We start from the raw sequence: 16,632 nt of genomic DNA, 5'->3' as shown, positions 1-16,632 counted from the left end.
ATGAGTCTCAAGACCCAACTATTGCCGTTGTCCAAAAGGACACTGCGGCAGCGCATCGACACCCTTTCCAACGCTCTGCCCGATATCGACACCAGCGCCCTTGGCCCCGTCTTCACCGGCACCCCGGGCCAGAGCGATCTGGTCTGGGCCGTGCAACTGCTCGATGGCCTCTCTCCCCACCTCAACCAGACCCTGTTCAAACAGTACGTCCGCCGCCGCAAGGATGGCAGCACCCGCCATGCCCGCAATGCCAATATCTGGCTGCGCGAGCGGACCAAGCGGGTGAGAAGTCTTATCCAGGCGATCCCGGTAGATCCCCAGCACCTGCGCGATGAGGAGGGCCGCAAACGAGTGGCGCACCAGTTCGCCAATCAGACGGCCGCCATCTGGCACAACGTCGAGCAAGGTATCCAGGCCGGCGATGAGCCGGATCTGCTGCTGACCTGGGAGGTCATCCGCCAGCCTGCAGACCAGTGGGGCTTTATTGGGGAGCTGCCTGAGTTCAAGACCGAGGAAGTGCGTGATAACTGGATCCTGAGCGTGATGGTGCGCCTGCTCTCAGCCAAGTGGTGGGAGAAGCGTATCAACCGCACCTGGGATCGCCTGCAGGAGCACATCAATATCGTGCTCGGCAAGGTGCGTAAGGGAGTCTCGGCGTATGTGTCGAACGCCACCATGAAGGTGGTGCGCGAGCGCAAGCGGGCCATGATGCGCTGGTTGGCCGAGTCGGAGGTGATGAACACCCAGCATGACCTGGTGATCTCGATGAAAGATTGCTGGGAAGCCAGCAACGCCAACCCGGTCAACCGCCGCAATGAGATGATGGTGCGGATGCGCGGCTTTGAAGACTACGCCGAAGAGCAGGGCCATGTGGGGGTCTTCTTCACCTGGACTGCGCCGAGCCGCTTTCATGCCTGGAAGACTGGCCGCAATGGCAAGACGGTCGAAAATGAAAAATACGAGGGTGCTACCCCGCGGGAAACCTGCGCCTATCTGGCCAAGCTGTGGAGCCTGACCCGAGCCGCCCTCAAGCGCAATGATTTACCTGTCTACGGCTTTCGGGTGTGCGAACCTCATCACGATGGTACCCCGCACTGGCACATGCTGCTCTTTATGCGCCCTGCCAACAAATGGCGGGTGATCAGCACCCTGCAGCGCTATGCCCTCACCGATGATCATCAAGAGCTGGTGCGCGAGATCCAGGGGCGCCCGCTCTTCACTGACATTACACCCCGCTTTGACTGGAAAGAGATAGATCCGGCCAAGGGCGACGCCACCGGCTACATCGCCGCCTATATCGCCAAGAACATCGACGGTGAGCATGTGGATGGTGATCAGGAGTCCGACACTCCTGCTGATCAAGGAGCCCAGCATGCATGCGCCTGGGCCAGTTGGTGGGGGATCCGCACCTTCCAGCAAATTGGCGGCGCCCCGGTCGGAGTGTGGCGCGAGCTGCGCCGCATCAGCAACGCCAAGAAGCATGGCGATCTGGTGGGTCCACCTAAACCGGTGTTGCAAGACCCACGCTTTGAGGCCGCCCGCTTTGCCGCGGACAACGGCATCTTTCGCTGCTACCTGCAGGCCATGGGCGGCGCCCTGGCGACCCGTGCCGAACATCCCATCAAGCTGGCACACCTCATCGAGGAGCAAGCCAACGCTTATGGCGAAGACATCAAGCGTCTGATGGGCCTACACACCGTCCGCCTAGGTGTACGCACCCGACTGACCGGGTGGGAAGTGGTTCCTGCCGGTACCTTTGAGGCCACTAAGGCCGCCGAGGGTTCGGCTTGGGGTGTTGGGGTTAAGTCGGGCGACAGCCCGGCTCCTTGGAGCTCTGACAATAACTGTACGCGGCCCGACCCCGAGGCTTTCGCAGACCAGATAATGACAGATCAATGGGGTTTATCGCCCTTCTCCATCGACCGCTTGCGGGCCGGCGCCAGCGTCACGGCGGACGGTTTCACCCTTTGGCTGGAGAACGGGCAGGTGCAGTCGAGCCGAGCGATCCCGAGCGAGCCGGATTGGATACCAGATGGCCTGCCGCCAACCGAACAGGGCCTGTCGGATGAATACGCAGTACCGGAAGGCGATCAGGACTGGCCGATGCTGGTTGAACTGTGCGGCAAGGTGTACCAGGCCCAAGGCCACGCCGGGACACACCGCTGGATCGATATGATGCCGGAGCCCTATCAGTCGGAGATGTGGCGTGTGTTGGAAGGGCTGGATGCGCCGGAATGGATGCAGAAACAGGGTAACCCAACAATACAAAAATAAACATTCAATTAAATACCATCCAATTGGTTTCGTTTAATGCGTTTGATCTGGACTGACAAAACAATAATCCCCGTAACTAAAAGTTTCATCGGATGGCATTCTGACTAAAAATCACACAAAATGAAGTGCTAGCGGATTGCTACACAAAAATACCCCTCTATAATCTGCTTCACTTGAGGCTTCTTGTAGACAAATGTCACAGTATTGTATACAACTCAAATCCTGACCGTACTACAAAGAGTGATTATCATGGAGTTTACAGTATTAGAACGACATGAAAGAGTTCCTCAAAATGCAAAGAACCATGTGTATTTAAAAATTGACAATTGGAATGACTATTCATTCATGACAATGTTCTATTTATCAGTTTTTGATAAAAATGGGGAGTATCATGATATCGGATACATCAAGATCGCTTTTAAAGGACAGACTACAGAAACACCTACCTACAAGAAAATAAAACCTAATTTTTCTAGGTTATCTTCTATTTTCTTCTCTGTAGGAGTGGATGTTGATTTTTACAGGAATCTTTCTCTGCTAAACAATAGCTTAGCTAGGGAAATTCTGACTTCATTAAATGATATTACACTGAATCAAGATATTATAGATGCAGTACAGGAAGAGGACGTATTTCGAATATCCTTACTTCGAGACTCAAGCTTAACATCGATAAAAGGACAATATGCAAGGGCTCTTGCTGGAAAACCTGAACTCACAGCGTTTAAATTTTCATTCGTACGTGATGGTGAAGATGATGAAACATACCCTATTAAACTTGATTTCAATGTTAAGGATAACTCCACACCAAGCACAAACATACATGCATTGATAGGTAGAAATGGTTCAGGTAAAACTACAATTCTTAATGGGATGATTGATGCAATAACCAACACCCAAAAGGGAACATGTAGTTTCATTGAAAACTCATGGCAAAGAAGACCAATAGAATCAGACTATTTCAGCAGTCTAATATCGATTTCATTTAGTGCATTTGACCCCTTCTTACCTCCTAAAGAACAGCCCAACCCAAGCAAAGGAACCTGTTATTTTTATATCGGATTAAAGAGTCAAAAAAATCCAGAGAGTCACTTAACTCTGTCAGAGCTAAGGTATGAATTTGTAGAATCACTTGTTGATTGCTACCGGTTAAATAATAAAAGAGAGTTGTGGTTTAATGCAATTAATCAGCTAGAAACAGATATAAATTTCGAATCAATGAATCTGTCTATTTTATTTAGGTATTATCGTCGACTTGAAAGAAATCTTAAGGAGAATGAACAGGTTGACTCTAAACCATTCATTGCGAAACTGCATGATGAGATCATTGATATATTAGAGCACCTCAGTTCTGGCCATGCCATTGTCCTTTTTACTATCACAAAAATAATATCAAAGATTGAAGAAAAAACACTTATATTACTTGATGAACCGGAAGGGCATCTGCATCCACCATTACTATCAGCATTTATTCGGGCATTAAGTGAATTGCTTTTTGAACAGAACGGTGTTGCTATAATAGCAACGCACTCACCTGTTGTTCTTCAAGAAGTACCGAGAACATGCGTCTGGAAAATTAACCGAGTTGGAGACGTCATTGTTCCACATCGCCTAGACATAGAGACTTTTGGTGAAAACGTAGGCGTATTAACTAAAGAGGTTTTCGGATTAGAAGTAGTAAACTCTGGTTATCACAGTTTATTATCAAAATCTGTTAATAGAGGCATGAGCTATCAGGAAGTACTGGAGCAATATAACGATCAGATGGGTATGGAAGCACGCTCGGTGTTAAAATCCATGATAATAAATAGAGATCGAGGGATTCAATAATGAGAAAGCTCCCTGAACCTCCATACAATTTCAATGATGTTTTAAAAAAATGTTCTGATGGAATGGAGCAGGTTAATGTTAAGGCTAATTTCCTAGCCTCAAAACAATATCTTATACCTTTTGAAAATCAATATAGAGCATTAGGTGGAGCAGGACATCTATGCAGATTCCCTAAAATAACAGGCATTAACAGAAATAGTGTTGTAGTTCCTGGCCTCACAAAATCAAAACTAGAGTCACTATACACTAGCAACCTAAGAAATCTTAAAAAACCAGCCAGATTAATATATGATGAACTGCTTGCGTCAGCAAAAGGACGGTGTCCATTTTGTGGTGAAATTGGGGTTCCAAAAAACATTGATCATTTTCTACCTATAGCCCATTTCCCACAGTTATCTGTATTGCCTTTGAATTTAGTACCATCTTGTCGAGATTGTAACATGGGTGAAAAAGGTGATGATTATGCAACAGCTCCAAGGGATCAAATCCTCCATCCATATTTAGATGATGATATTTTTTATACGCAGCAGTGGGTATTTGCCAGCTATATTTCCAATGACATTAATGACCCGGTAAACCCAGGAGTTGTTATTTACACGGCTGCACCACCAGACACATGGTCACTAGTTGATGCACAAAGAGCCATAAAACATTTCACTGACTTCGACCTAGCTAGTAGATATAGCGCAAGAGCGGGTGACCATCTAACTGATATAGTCAGCCAGAGGAATAGCTTTTATGAAAAGAATAGAGAGTCCATGTCCGAAGACGAATTGAAATTAGAATTCATTGATACTATTTTAGAGCCTGTTATAACAGGCCATTTATTTGAAAATCATTGGAGAAAAATCATGTATAAATGCTTGTCACAGTCGAGAGATTTTTTACAAAGTGAAACTGTTGATGTGTTCAATACTTCTAAAAACCTCTAATGGATTTTTTATTTATTAATCGAGCCACAATAATTTCCAATGCTACTATTAATCTTCCCATTTTTATATAAAACAGCATGGATTAAAAATATTGAAAGGCCTCATAATATTTTTTCACTAAACGCCCCCTCATATAGGGGGCTGATGCCATGAGCGCACTCCACATCTTATTGGGTAAATGAAGACTTGCTCAGTGCTGTCAGACGTGACAGCTAGAATATTTGCATTTATCTCAGACTATTAAACTGCGTGTTGCTACTGTCCACTCAATCCTTGTAGCATCAGTTGTCGCCCCTCTGGTGTCAACGAGCCCATCAAGCTCAGCACCAACTGGTTTGTGGTCTTGGCCGAGGGGCTTAGGGTGTGGGCGAACGACAAGGTGGCCACCCAGCTATGACCACACTCGGCGTCAGTGCACTGGCAATAGAGATCAGAGACATCATTGCTCAGGCGATTGGTCTTGGTAATGCGGCCCCGCTGGCCACACACTTTGCAGTAAACCCGCATCATTTCCCCCCCTTCCCCATAAAAATCAACGATCTATTTTGCCACAGTGATCACTGTTTGTTTATACAGTGGAGCCTACATTCTCCCGAAAATCGACCCAGAGGGATCGAGGGAGTCCAGCGATGTTGATGACGTCCTGCACCAGCTCGCAGAGCGGCAGCACCTCGTTCCTGGCATAGGTGGCGTCGTACTTCTCGGGATCCCCGAGCCCTCCCCCGCCATTGGTCGGGATGATGCCAGCCAGCGCCGCCGGAAAGCGATGGGATGTCAGCACATCCTGGGCTGTGATCCCCTTGATGGCCGCGAACTCATCCTTGGTCGCGATGTCCCCCACCGGGATCAGCTTGATGCCATCAGGCTTGCCGTCCGGGATGTTGACGAACATGGAGCGGAAGTTCCCCACCCCCTTGCTGCTCGCGATCATCTCCTTCATCTCCTCCTCGGTGTCGTCGTCCATGTTGGGATCTGTGGCGTAGAAGATGAACCCCATGTGGGCACCGTTGAGGAAGTATTTACGCCGGAACAGGGTGGCGTCCTGGTTGAGCAGTGCCGACTGCAGGCCGCCCAGGTAATCGGGCATGCCATAGACCTGCTGCTCGGGGTCGTACTGGGCCAGCCAAATCACATCCTCCGGCCGGTAAATCAGGTTCGGCTTGCCCTGCTGCAAATAGACAAAGCAGCCATCCTCGCGCCGGCGCAGGTAGACGCTGGAGAGCGGGTGCAACCCCACCACCTGGCCAAAGCCGTTGCGCAGTTTGAGCAGGCTCGCATCCCCAAACTGCAGGTAGTTGTGCACAAACGCCGTGATGGTGGCGCGCTGATTGGTAAAGCGCCCCGCCACCATGTTGCGCCGCGCCATCAGGATGGCCCCGTGGTGGGCGTTGGCCCGGGCCACCTTGGCCAGCCCCTTGCGCTCGATGGGCGGCTGGTAATACTCGCCATAGGGGTTGTAGAACACCCCGGTGTAATCGGTCATCCAGGCCGTGGGATCGATAGCCTCCGGCATGCTGAAGGCCACGGCGCTGCGGTTGGGTGAGGTGGCCGCCTGGGCCGATTGTTTTCGTTTGGTCATGCTGCCTTTCTCTCCTGGCTGGTTGCCCAGGTGGATTTGCGTTTGCGGTTGGTATCGAGGGGCTCATTGGCCACGGCGTGGGCGATGGCAAAGAACACGTCGGCGTGTCCGGTCACGTTGTCGCGCGCAGCGCGGAACGTCATCTGGCCGCCGCCGGTGGTGCTGCGTTTGATGGCGAGGAAGGCAAGCGGGATGTCCCGATCAGAGCTGTCCCACTCGATGCGATTCGCTTCCACCACGTCGATCATCTTGAGGACCAGCCGCGACTTGCTCTCGATGCTGTAGTTGATGGGGTGGCACACCCCTTTAAAAACCGGCTTCAAGAGATCAAACACCCCGGCGCCGATGCCGGAGACATCGACCCCGAGATAGGTGACCCGGAATTTCTTGGCGATGCGGGTGATCTCCTGCGCCTGGAACTGGAAGTTGAGCCCGCGCCAGTAGTGCTTTTCCAGCACCCGGAAACGCTCGCCGGCGACGGTGGGCGGGGCGACCACCACCAGAGTGGCGTTGTCGCGGGTGCGGCTCGGGTCATAGCCCAGCCACACCTCCCGACGGCCGAACGGGTCAGGCCGCCCGCGCTTGTAGTCCTCCCACCGGGTCGGGTCCACCCCTGCCCGCTCCATGTCCTGAAACTTGAACACCGACAGGGCATCGTCGATAAACCGACACATGTAAAGACGGTCGAACACCTCCTCCGGATACTCGTCCTTGAGCTCCTCGATGTCGATGAGGTGGCAACCGAGGCGAATGGCATCTTCGATAGTGATAACGTAGCGCCACTGCCTGTCCGGGCAGACTCGGCCGCCGTCGCGCAGGTCATCTTCGCCAGGGAAGTCGATGGCCACCCGGCTCGGGCGTTGCCCCTTCCAGCGCTCCCCGGTCCAGAAGCGGTACGCCTCGTGCACCTTGCTTGACGGGGTCGAGAAGTAGGTCTTGCGCCAGTGGCTCTGGGTCGCCATGGCACTGGCCACGTCCGAGAGCTTCTCAAAGTTTGGGATCCAGAAGTATTCGTCGATGTAGACGTTGCCGGAGCGGGATTGGGCGCTGTTGGAGTTGGTGGAGCAGAAATGCAGTTCGGCCCCGTTCGACAGCACGATGGGGTTGCCGGTCAGGGTGACGCCAAGGAAGGTCTGGGCAATCTTGCAGATGTAGGAGCGGAACACCTCCGCCTGGGCCCGGGTGGCGGACAGGAAGATCTGGTTGCCGCCGGTCAGAATGGCATCTTCCAACGCCTCGCCGGCGAAGTAGTAGGTCATGCCGATCTGGCGGGACTTGAGGATGTTGCGCGTGCGCGGCAGCGCCGGGTCGTTCTTGGCCTCCCGCACCCGCAACTGATAGCCGAACAGGGTACCCAGCCACTCGGTAAAGTCATCGACCGTCAGATGCCCGATCTCGTTCTTGGCCTTCTTGCCGCCCTTGCGGCTACCGCCTGCCTGACGGCTTTGCTCACGCTTGCTGCGGCTGGGCCCGGGCTCATGCCCTTGCTCACGCTGGATCTTGAGGGCCTGCTCGCGCTCGGCCCACTTGAGCGCCTTCTCTTTGAGGCTGACATGGTGGCCGATGAGCCTGTCCAGCTCCTCCTGCTCGCCCGGGGTTTTCTTCTCCCGATGCAGCAACACCTGCACACGGCGATTGATGGCATCCTCCACTGCCTCTTCGGTCAGCAGGTCACGCCAGCCGAGCTTTTCGGCCCAGTAGTAGATGATGCGACAGGAGTTGAGCCCCAGTTCGTCCTTGATCTCCTGGGGTGTCCATCGTTTAAGGTAGAGTCCCTTCGTCGCATTGCGGATCTCTTCGGGGTACGCCACGGCGCCTCCATCCGGTGAATGATGGCGCCATCATAGCCAGCCCCCTCCCCTCCCTTATCCCACTGATGTTCTGAGCAATTCGGATTTCCTGCTGGATCCGAATCCCGCCGAACACCATAGCGTGAAACCCCCTTGCCGACCCGATAGCCTGAGCCCGCATCACTTGGGAGCAGGCATGAACGAATCAACCTTGAGAACTGGCTGGGTCTGTATCGCCACCGAAGGCAAAGCGGTGGACGGGCGGGACATTACCCGCGACTGGCTCACCGACATGGCCGAGACCTACGACCCGACCTATTACACCGCCGTCATCTGGCCCGATCACGATCGCTGGTCCAGCTACGGCACCGTGCAGGCCCTCAAGACCGAAGAGGTGGATGGCAAATTCAAGCTGTTCGCCATCCTCTGCCCAAATCGGGATCTCATCTACTGGAACCAGAGCGGCCAGTATCAGTTCTGCTCCATCGAGCCCTTCGAGAACTTCGCCGATCTGGGCCGCACCTACCTGCTGGGCCTCGGCGTCACCGATGAACCGGCCAGCATCGGCACCACCCATCTCAAGTTCAGCAAGAGCAACAAGGGGCAGGCCGTTGGCACCAGCGAGCCGCTGGATCTCTCCACGTTCAAGCTGCCCAAGCACGAAAAGGCCGATGGCCTGATCGCCAAGTTTTTCAGCTTCCTGGCCAGCCACGGCGAGCAAGCCCCCCAACCTACCCCCAGCCAACCCGAGGATGAGGAAATGACCAAAGAACAGTTCGATCAGATGCTGGGGGCCCTCAATGGCCTTGGCACCAAGATCGATGGCTTCAGCGCCAAGCTGGGCACCCACCCCGCGCCCGAACAACCCGCCACCACAACCACCGAACCCGACAAGGTGGAAGAGAAGCCCGGCATCAGCGCCGCGCAATTCAGCAAGCTGGAGCAGACCCTGGCCAGCCTGACCGACAAGTTCGGCGAGCTGAACGGCAAGATCGACCAGTTCTCCGTCGAGAAGCCGGGCCAGCGCCCGGGTGCACTCGGCGGTGACGATACCCCTGCAGTCTATTAAGGAGCGACCGTGAGCCAGACCCTTACCGTCCAGGCCATGCAGCGCCTGGAGCAATACAGCAATGCCCTGGCCAAGGCCTACGGCATCCCCGTCAACGCCCTGGCCAAGCAGTTCAGCGTCACCGGCCCGGTGGAAACCGGCCTGCGCGCCGCCCTGCTCGCCTCCGTCGAATTCCTCGGCCTCATCACCTGCCTGGATGTGGACCAGATCAAGGGTCAGGTGGTGCAGGTTGGCATCGGCAAGCTGTTCACCGGCCGCAAGAAGAACGGCCGCTTCAACGGCAAGATCGGCGTCGATGGCAACACCTACGAGCTGACCGAGACCGATTCTTGCGCCTCTCTGGACTGGGCGACCAACGCCGGCAGCGAGGGCGAGTTCCTGCGCCTGGTAGGCGATTTCATCAACAAGGCGTTTGCTCTGGACATGCTGCGGGTCGGCTGGAACGGCGTGGAAGCGGCCGCCGATACCGATCCCGCCGAGCACCCGCTGGGGGAAGACGTCAACAAGGGCTGGCACCAGATCGCCCGCGAGTGGAACGGCGGCAGCCAGATCATCAAGGCCGAGGCCGGCAAGAAGATCTACTTCGACCCGGACGGCAAGGGAGATTACAAGACCCTGGACGAGATGGCCTCCGATCTTATCAACACCACCATCGATCCCCTGTTCCGCCAGGACCCGCGTCTGGTGGTGCTGGTCGGTACCGACCTTATCGCCGCCGCCCAGGCCAAGCTCTACAGCGAGGCCACCAAGCCGAGCGAGCAGATCGCCGCCCAGAAGCTGGCCGAGTCCATCGCCGGGCGCCGCGCCTATATCCCGCCCTTCTTCCCGGGCAAGCGGATGGTGGTCACCACCCTGGACAACCTGCACATCTACACCCAGCGCGGCACCCGCAAGCGCAAGGCGGACGATAACCAGGACAAGAAGTGCTTCGATAACCAGTACTGGCGCATGGAAGGCTATGCCCTCGGCGAACACCTGGCCTATGGCGGCTTCGAAGAGGCCGACATCGAGATCGGCGCCGCGCCGGCAGCTCCCGAGGCCTAAGCCATGAGCTCACCCGGTCAACGTCACAAGCAGCGGGTTCACGCCGTGCAGGGGGCCCAGCAGGCCGCCAGCTCAGGTGTCGCCACCGGCGCCGTGGCCGACAGCCTGCACCTGCAGCTGATTGCCCTGGAGCAGGACATGGTCCGGCTGCGCAAGCTGGCCCGCATCGGCGACCGGGTGAACATGAAACGCGATGAGCTGATGCCCAAGTACCGCCCCTATGTGGAGCGCTATCTGGCTGCCGTCGCTGAGTCCGGCCAGCCCTATCAGAACGAGCTGTTCCAGCGCCTCATCATCTGGGCTTTCGATGTGGGCGACTTCGACGCCGGCATCGCCTGGGCGGATCTCGCCATCGCCCAGGGCCAACGCACCCCGACCAACATCAAGCGCGACTGGGCCCACTTCGTGGCCGACACCGTGCTGGAGTGGGCCGAGAAACAGGCGGCCGAGGGGCACGCCGTCGAGCCCTGGTTCTCCCGGGTGTTCGACAAGGTGCGCTGCGACTGGCGCCTCAACGAGCGGCTGACCGCCAAGTGGTTCAAGGCCGCCGGTTGCCTGCTGCTGCGCGACCACGACGGCCAGCCCCGCCCGAGCGCCGTGGGGGACAGCGCCACCCTGGAGCAGGCCGACCACTGGCTGGCCCAGGCCGACCAACTGCACGGCAAGGTGGGCGTCGGCACCTTGCGCCAGAAGATTGCCATGCGCCTGCGGGCGCTCAATCCCGAATAACGAACCAACTCTCCGCGCCGTCGCACCCCGGCGCGAATGCCATGAGCAGCCTCTGGCTAACTCAGCGGCAATTGCGTGGCTTCAGGGGTGCACCCATTCAACCAGCGAGGCAAGCCATGTTTGCAGGCAAGGACATCGACTACAGCGCCGCCACTATCCGCAATGACGGGTTCTGGCCGGATGTGGCCGTCGCCGACTTCGAGCGCCGCCGTGCCCTGCCTGCCGATCTGGACCAGCAGACCACCGGCGCCGCCTTGCTGGCCGCCGTCTCTGAAATAAACCTGCAGCTCGCCAGCCACCAGGCCGCCCTGCAGGGCAAGGGTTATGCCAGTGCCGCCGCCGTACCGGGTCCGAGCCTTGACGATGGCGCTGACTCCGGCAGAAACGCCCTGACCGAGCAGTACCTTGCTGCCGTCTTCGCCCGGGCCAAGGCGGCCTTGCTGCCGGAGTTCGCCAGCGTCACCGAGCGGGCCACCGCCAACAACCAGGTGGAGCGCTCCCCTGACCAGCGCGCCCAGTTGCTGGCCGAGAGCCAGCAACTGGTGCGCAGCATCAAGGGCAAGCACCGGGCGGGAGTGTCGCTGATATGAGCGCCGCCATGAACGAGCAGCAGGCCCAGGGCTACTTCCTGCAGGCGCTCCACGCCGAGTTGTTGCGGGTGCTGCCGGCCAAGTGCCACAACCGCCTGGATAGCTGGATGGAGAACGGCACCATCAAGCTCGAACCCAGGAACATGGGGCCCACCGGGGTGGACGTGGCCTGGCTCACCTATCAGGCGGTGTTCACCATAGAGCAGCTGCCGTTTCGGGAGCTGGATCCGGCCATTCTGTTGGCGGCCGTCGCCGCCTGGGTACAGGAGCACGACGAGGTGCGCGGGCAGCTCGACCTGCCCGATCCCGAGTACGCCGTGACCCCGAACGACGAGCAGACCGCCGATCTCGAGATCCAGCTCCCCTTTGCCGAGCCGCTGCGCCTTATCGAGCACCAGCAAGGGCCCATCAACTGGCTCGGCAAGCGCTGGAACGTGGCTCCCTATGACATCTGGGTGGCCGAGCAGATTGACCTGAACGTGGGTGATACCGGCGCTCACCAGGTGGGTGGCCTCTCATGATCACCATCACCCTGGACACCCGTCGCAGCAAAGACCAGCTCAACCTGCTGGCCTTGCCGCCCAAGCAGCGCAAGCGCCTGGTATGGCGCGCCGCCAACGAGATGAAGAAGCTGGCCGCCCGTCACGTGCGCCAGCAGCAAGATCCCAACGGTAATGCCTGGGCCCCACGCAAGCGGGGCAAGCGCAAGATGTTGCGCGGCCTGCCCAAGTTGCTGGTGATCCACGAGCCGCGCCAGGACGTGGCCGAGGTTGGGTTCAAGAAAGGCACCATGAGCGCCCACGCCGGGGTCATCGCCAACACCCACCAGAAGGGGCACACCTACAAGGTGACGGCCGCCAGTCGCCGGCGCATCGCCCCCAGTGAAGGCGGCAAGCAGAAGCAGGCCACCAAGGCCCAGGCCCGCAAGTTGCGGGAGCTCGGGTTCAAGCGCCCCGGTCAGCGCAAGCGCTCATACCGCTCGGCCTCGCTCGGCTGGATCACCGGCCACCTCAACTACGCCCAGGCGGGGTTGCTCATCAAGAAGCTCAAGGACGAACCGGCGGCCGAGAGCTGGGAAATCCATCTGCCGGCGCGCCCGTTCCTGGGCGCCAATGCCCGACAGCGGCAACAGGCCTTCGCCCGCGCCCTGCAGAGCATCGATTACGGCTGGGACGTCAACAAGCAAGACATGAAGGGGAAATAACGGCATGTGGCCTTACGTACAGATCAACAACTTGAACCAGATGCAGGGGCCCGTGACCGAGGTCGAGCGCCACCTGCTGTTCATCGGCAGCGCCGCCAGCAACACCGGCAAGCTGCTCTCCCTCAACGCTCAATCTGACTTCGATCAGTTGCTCGGTACCGCGGACAGCGAGCTCAAGGCCAACCTGCTGGCCGCCCGCGATAACGCCGGCCAGAACTGGTCGGCGGCGGCCTATGTGCTGCCCACCGACAAGCCCTGGCTGGACGCGGCCCGCGACGCCCAGCAGACCCAGTCGTTTGAGGGGGTCGTGGTGCTGGGGCAAGAGTGGGACCAGGCGGCCATCAACGCCGCCCACGCCCTCAACCAGGAGCTGATCGCCAAATGGGGGCGCTGGCAGTTCATGCTGCTGGCCGTACCGGCCATCGCCGACGAACAGGACTGGTCCACCTACGAGGCCGAGCTGGCCACCCTGCAGGATGGCATCGCGGCGAGTTCGGTTTCCCTGATCCCGCAGCTTTGGCCGACCCTGGCCGGCGCCTATGCGGGCCGCCTGTGCAACCGGGCGGTGAGCATCGCCGACAGCCCCTGCAGGGTGAAGACCGGCGCCCTGGTGGGCCTTGGCAACAAGCCGGTGGACAAGGACGGGATCCCGCTGCCACTGGCCACCCTGCAGACCCTGGAGCAGAACCGTTACTCGGTGCCGATGTGGTACCCGGACTATGACGGGATCTACTGGGCCGATGGCCGCACCCTGGACGCCGAGGGCGGCGACTACCAGGTGATCGAAAACCTGCGCATTGCCTACAAAGTGGCGCGCCGGATGCGCCTGCGCGCCATCGCCCGCATCGGGGATCGCTCGTTCAACTCCACCCCGGGCAGCACCGCCGCCGCCATCACCTACTTCGGCAAGGATCTGCGGGAGATGGCCAAGGCTGCCACCATCAACGGCCAGCCGTTCCCGGGCGACATCGCCTCCCCCCAGGATGGCGACATCCGCATTCAGTGGGTCGCCAAGAACCTGGTCTCGGTGTTTGTGGTGGTGCGCACCGTGGACTGCCCCAAGGGGATCACCGTCAACATCATGCTCGATTTGAGCCTCAACAATGGGGAGGGCTAACCCATGACCCGTCGTATCTCCGGTGCCAGCTTTGACACCACCCTCCTGGGGGCCATGGTCCACGTCGAAAAGGCCAGCCTCTCCATCACCGATAACAGCGCCGTGGCGCAAACCCGGGGGATCCCGGACGGCTTCGTCGATGGCGATGTCGCCGCCGAGCTGGAGTTCGAGCTCGACACCAAGAATTTCTCGCAGTTGGCCGACGCCGCCAAACGGGCGGGAAGCTGGCGCGGGATGGAGCCGGATGATGTGCTGTTCTACGCCGACACCGGCACCGAGACCATGAAGGTGGAGGCCTTCGGGGTGAAGCTGCTGGTCTCCGACCTGCTCGACATCGATCCCAAGGGGGGCAGCAAGAGCGTGCACAAGGTGAAAGGCTTTGTGACCTCCCCCGACTTCGTTCACCTCAACGGCGTGCCTTACCTCTCCAAGGAAGACACCCGCCACCTGCTGGGTTAAGGGGGGCGCATGGACGACATCGACCGCGCCACCCGCCACGCCGCCCGCATGCTGGCGGTCCAACTGGCCAACCAGGTGGGCAAGGGGCACTACCAGGGGGAAAGCCTGCACCAGTGCGAAGAGTGCGACGACGACATCCCCGAGGGACGCCGCCGCCACGTACCCGGGGTGCGCCTGTGCGTCCCCTGCCAGACCCGCCTTGAGAGGCTGGGCCGCTAATCAGAGCAACGGACATGAACCACATGCCTCACAAAGACCCGACCCTCGCCACCGCCCTGCTGGCCTGGCTGATGGACAACTGGCCCGCCGTCTATGGGGCCCTGCTGGCGCTTGCCATCGCCTTCCTGCGCATCACCTACGCCGGTGGGCGGGGTCGCCGCCGGCTGATCGAATCCCTGCTGTGCGGCCTCATTACCTTGGCGGCCGCCACCGGGACCCACCTGCTCGGGATCCCCCAGGAGGCCACCCCCTTCCTGGGTGGCGTGGTGGGGCTGCTTGGGATCGACATCATCCGCGACCGGGCGGCCCTGATGTTTAGCAAGAAGGAGGACAACAATGCCGCGCAGTGACTGCCACCCCCAGGTGGCCGCCTTTCTCGACCTGATCGCCTATGCCGAGGGCACCAAGGGGCTGGGCGACGACGGTTACAACAAGCTGGTCAACCCGGCCGGGTTCTTCCAGGACTACCGCGAACACCCCGATGTGTTGGTGCGGGTCAACCCGACCCTGCACAGCACCGCCGCCGGGCGCTATCAGTTCCTGTCCCGCCATTGGCGCCACTACCAGGCGGCGCTCGGCCTGCCGGACTTTGGCCCCGTCTCCCAGGACACCTGGGCCATCCAGCTTATCCGTGAGCGCAAGGCACTGGATGACGTGATCAAGGGTCGCATTCAACAGGCGATCAGCAAGTGCGCCAACATCTGGGCCAGCCTGCCCGGCGCCGGCTACGGCCAGCGCGAGCACAAGCTGACGGATCTGCTGGCCAAGTTCACCGAGTTTGGCGGGGTGCTGGCATGAGCACGTTCATCCGGTTGTTACCGGCCCTGATCGGGTTGGTGATCGGCAGCTTGCTGTTTGCCCAGGGGGAGCGGCTCACCCAACGCACCCGGGAGCTCGCCACCGCCAACGAGACCATTGCCACCCTGCGAGAGGCGAACGACCAGATGGCCAGTGTGCTCAAGTCGCTGCGACAAGAAGACAGCATCCTGCGCCAACTGCTCGCCCACCAGAACACGGCCTTGGCCGAGCTCGACAACCAGAACAGGAAGACCGCCGATGACCTGCAACAAGCCCTGGCCACGCCGCCGGCGGGCCGCCCGGATTGCGCTCGCGAGCCTTTGCCTGCTGGCGTTCTGCGCCTGCTCCAGCCAGCCCACAACCGTGGTGCAAACCCGGGTGGTCAAGCGGCTGCCGCCGCCGGGACTGGTGCCCCACTGCCCGGAGCCTGAATTCACGGGGAGCACCTACGGCGACGCCGTGCGGTTTATCCCCACCCTGCAGATGGCGCTGCGCCGCTGCCAAACCCAGATCACCACCCTGAACAACTGGATAACCCAAGAGGACACAACCCCATGAGCAAGACCCTGACCCTGACTGTGGCCGGTACCGACATCAGCTTTGAACCGACCATGACCGCCTACAACGGCTTCATCAACGACATGATGCCGAGCGACAAGGTGGCGCCGGCCCACAACTACCTCAAGAAGATCGTCTGCCAGGAGAGCAGGGCCGCACTGGATGAGCTGCTCAAGCGCCCGGGCGCCGCCCTGCAGTTGGCGGGAGCCATTAACGAGCAGTTCGCCCCCACCCTGGAGATCACCGTAAAAAACTGACCGCGCGCGCCGAGGCCATCGAGCGAAATCCCCTGGAGCAGGTGCTGGCGCTGCGGCGCTACTACCTGCCCCAGGAAGAGGACGACCTCGACAGCCTGGCTCGCGCCATCTGGTTAGACAAACAACACCGAGAGTCCAACGCCGCCGCCGTGGCCGAGGGCATTGCCAAAGCACTGAACGGGTAAC

General features: G+C 58.7%; 21 protein-coding genes. 18 read left to right on the top strand and 3 right to left on the bottom strand.

The features are described 5' to 3' along the window. The 3 genes from KW821_RS10230 to KW821_RS10220 all read left to right on the top strand — a co-directional run bounded on the left by KW821_RS10230 (position 1) and on the right by KW821_RS10220 (position 5,033). Positions 1-2,274, top strand: coding sequence for a replication endonuclease (locus KW821_RS10230; RefSeq protein ID WP_218291369.1), 2,274 nt, complete (start codon positions 1-3; stop codon positions 2,272-2,274). 249 nt (positions 2,275-2,523) lie between these two features. Continuing rightward, on the top strand, positions 2,524-4,101 hold the full coding sequence (locus KW821_RS10225; RefSeq protein WP_256353425.1) for an AAA family ATPase: 1,578 nt from the start codon (positions 2,524-2,526) through the stop codon (positions 4,099-4,101). Then, on the top strand, positions 4,101-5,033 hold the full coding sequence (locus KW821_RS10220; RefSeq protein ID WP_218291368.1) for an HNH endonuclease: 933 nt from the start codon (positions 4,101-4,103) through the stop codon (positions 5,031-5,033). Before KW821_RS10225 ends, KW821_RS10220 begins: the two co-directional genes overlap by 1 nt. A gap of 255 nt (positions 5,034-5,288) precedes the next feature. Here KW821_RS10220 and KW821_RS10215 read toward each other — a convergent pair whose 3' ends face one another. From KW821_RS10215 to KW821_RS10205, 3 genes are all read right to left on the bottom strand, one after another. Then, the gene (locus KW821_RS10215) at positions 5,289-5,540 is read right to left on the bottom strand and encodes an ogr/Delta-like zinc finger family protein (RefSeq protein WP_218291482.1); all 252 of its coding nucleotides are present in this window, start codon (positions 5,538-5,540) and stop codon (positions 5,289-5,291) included. 61 nt (positions 5,541-5,601) lie between these two features. Then, positions 5,602-6,612, bottom strand: coding sequence for a phage portal protein (locus KW821_RS10210; protein WP_218291367.1), 1,011 nt, complete (start codon positions 6,610-6,612; stop codon positions 5,602-5,604). Beyond that, positions 6,609-8,423: a terminase large subunit domain-containing protein gene (locus tag KW821_RS10205; protein WP_218291366.1), complete on the bottom strand. Its 1,815-nt coding sequence runs from the start codon at positions 8,421-8,423 to the stop codon at positions 6,609-6,611. Before KW821_RS10205 ends, KW821_RS10210 begins: the two co-directional genes overlap by 4 nt. A gap of 175 nt (positions 8,424-8,598) precedes the next feature. Between KW821_RS10205 and KW821_RS10200 the strand changes: the two genes are divergently transcribed. The 15 genes from KW821_RS10200 to KW821_RS10135 all read left to right on the top strand — a co-directional run bounded on the left by KW821_RS10200 (position 8,599) and on the right by KW821_RS10135 (position 16,631). Continuing rightward, positions 8,599-9,471 carry a GPO family capsid scaffolding protein gene (locus KW821_RS10200; protein ID WP_218291365.1) on the top strand — a complete coding sequence of 291 codons (873 nt, stop codon included), beginning with the start codon at positions 8,599-8,601 and terminating at the stop codon, positions 9,469-9,471. Between the two features lie 9 nt (positions 9,472-9,480). After that, positions 9,481-10,515 (top strand): phage major capsid protein, P2 family, encoded by a 1,035-nt coding sequence (locus tag KW821_RS10195; RefSeq protein WP_218291364.1) that lies wholly within the window; start codon positions 9,481-9,483, stop codon positions 10,513-10,515. 3 nt (positions 10,516-10,518) lie between these two features. Next, on the top strand, positions 10,519-11,244 hold the full coding sequence (locus tag KW821_RS10190; RefSeq protein WP_218291363.1) for a terminase endonuclease subunit: 726 nt from the start codon (positions 10,519-10,521) through the stop codon (positions 11,242-11,244). 116 nt (positions 11,245-11,360) lie between these two features. After that, a complete protein-coding gene (locus KW821_RS10185) occupies positions 11,361-11,834 on the top strand; it encodes a head completion/stabilization protein (protein WP_218291362.1) in 474 nt (157 codons plus the stop codon). Further along, positions 11,831-12,355 carry a phage tail protein gene (locus tag KW821_RS10180; RefSeq protein WP_218291361.1) on the top strand — a complete coding sequence of 175 codons (525 nt, stop codon included), beginning with the start codon at positions 11,831-11,833 and terminating at the stop codon, positions 12,353-12,355. The genes KW821_RS10185 and KW821_RS10180 overlap by 4 nt, the downstream gene beginning before the upstream one ends. After that, positions 12,352-13,038 carry a phage virion morphogenesis protein gene (locus KW821_RS10175; protein ID WP_218291360.1) on the top strand — a complete coding sequence of 229 codons (687 nt, stop codon included), beginning with the start codon at positions 12,352-12,354 and terminating at the stop codon, positions 13,036-13,038. Before KW821_RS10180 ends, KW821_RS10175 begins: the two co-directional genes overlap by 4 nt. A 4-nt stretch (positions 13,039-13,042) precedes the next feature. Further along, on the top strand, positions 13,043-14,155 hold the full coding sequence (locus tag KW821_RS10170; protein WP_218291359.1) for a DUF2586 domain-containing protein: 1,113 nt from the start codon (positions 13,043-13,045) through the stop codon (positions 14,153-14,155). A 3-nt stretch (positions 14,156-14,158) separates the two neighbouring features. After that, entirely contained in the window at positions 14,159-14,614 is a 456-nt protein-coding gene (locus KW821_RS10165; RefSeq protein ID WP_041214425.1) for a phage protein, read from the top strand. 9 nt (positions 14,615-14,623) lie between these two features. Next, the gene (locus KW821_RS10160; protein ID WP_139737785.1) at positions 14,624-14,833 is read left to right on the top strand and encodes a TraR/DksA family transcriptional regulator; all 210 of its coding nucleotides are present in this window, start codon (positions 14,624-14,626) and stop codon (positions 14,831-14,833) included. A gap of 23 nt (positions 14,834-14,856) precedes the next feature. Continuing rightward, positions 14,857-15,183 carry a phage holin, lambda family gene (locus KW821_RS10155; RefSeq protein WP_039040942.1) on the top strand — a complete coding sequence of 109 codons (327 nt, stop codon included), beginning with the start codon at positions 14,857-14,859 and terminating at the stop codon, positions 15,181-15,183. Beyond that, the gene (locus KW821_RS10150) at positions 15,170-15,631 is read left to right on the top strand and encodes a glycoside hydrolase family 104 protein (protein WP_218291358.1); all 462 of its coding nucleotides are present in this window, start codon (positions 15,170-15,172) and stop codon (positions 15,629-15,631) included. Before KW821_RS10155 ends, KW821_RS10150 begins: the two co-directional genes overlap by 14 nt. Then, a complete protein-coding gene (locus KW821_RS21720) occupies positions 15,628-16,062 on the top strand; it encodes a DUF2570 domain-containing protein (protein ID WP_256353424.1) in 435 nt (144 codons plus the stop codon). Before KW821_RS10150 ends, KW821_RS21720 begins: the two co-directional genes overlap by 4 nt. After that, complete coding sequence (locus KW821_RS10145) at positions 15,956-16,189, top strand: hypothetical protein (protein WP_256353440.1); 234 nt, start codon at positions 15,956-15,958, stop codon at positions 16,187-16,189. Before KW821_RS21720 ends, KW821_RS10145 begins: the two co-directional genes overlap by 107 nt. Beyond that, entirely contained in the window at positions 16,186-16,446 is a 261-nt protein-coding gene (locus KW821_RS10140) for a putative phage tail assembly chaperone (protein WP_218291356.1), read from the top strand. The genes KW821_RS10145 and KW821_RS10140 overlap by 4 nt, the downstream gene beginning before the upstream one ends. 41 nt (positions 16,447-16,487) lie before the next feature. Continuing rightward, positions 16,488-16,631: a hypothetical protein gene (locus KW821_RS10135; protein WP_218291355.1), complete on the top strand. Its 144-nt coding sequence runs from the start codon at positions 16,488-16,490 to the stop codon at positions 16,629-16,631. Position 16,632: the final 1 nt, after the last annotated feature.

This window comes from Aeromonas sp. sif2416 (assembly GCF_019218665.1).
Taxonomy (GTDB): Bacteria; Pseudomonadota; Gammaproteobacteria; order Enterobacterales; family Aeromonadaceae; genus Aeromonas; species Aeromonas encheleia.
This window is presented reverse-complemented; position numbering and strand designations above follow the sequence as displayed.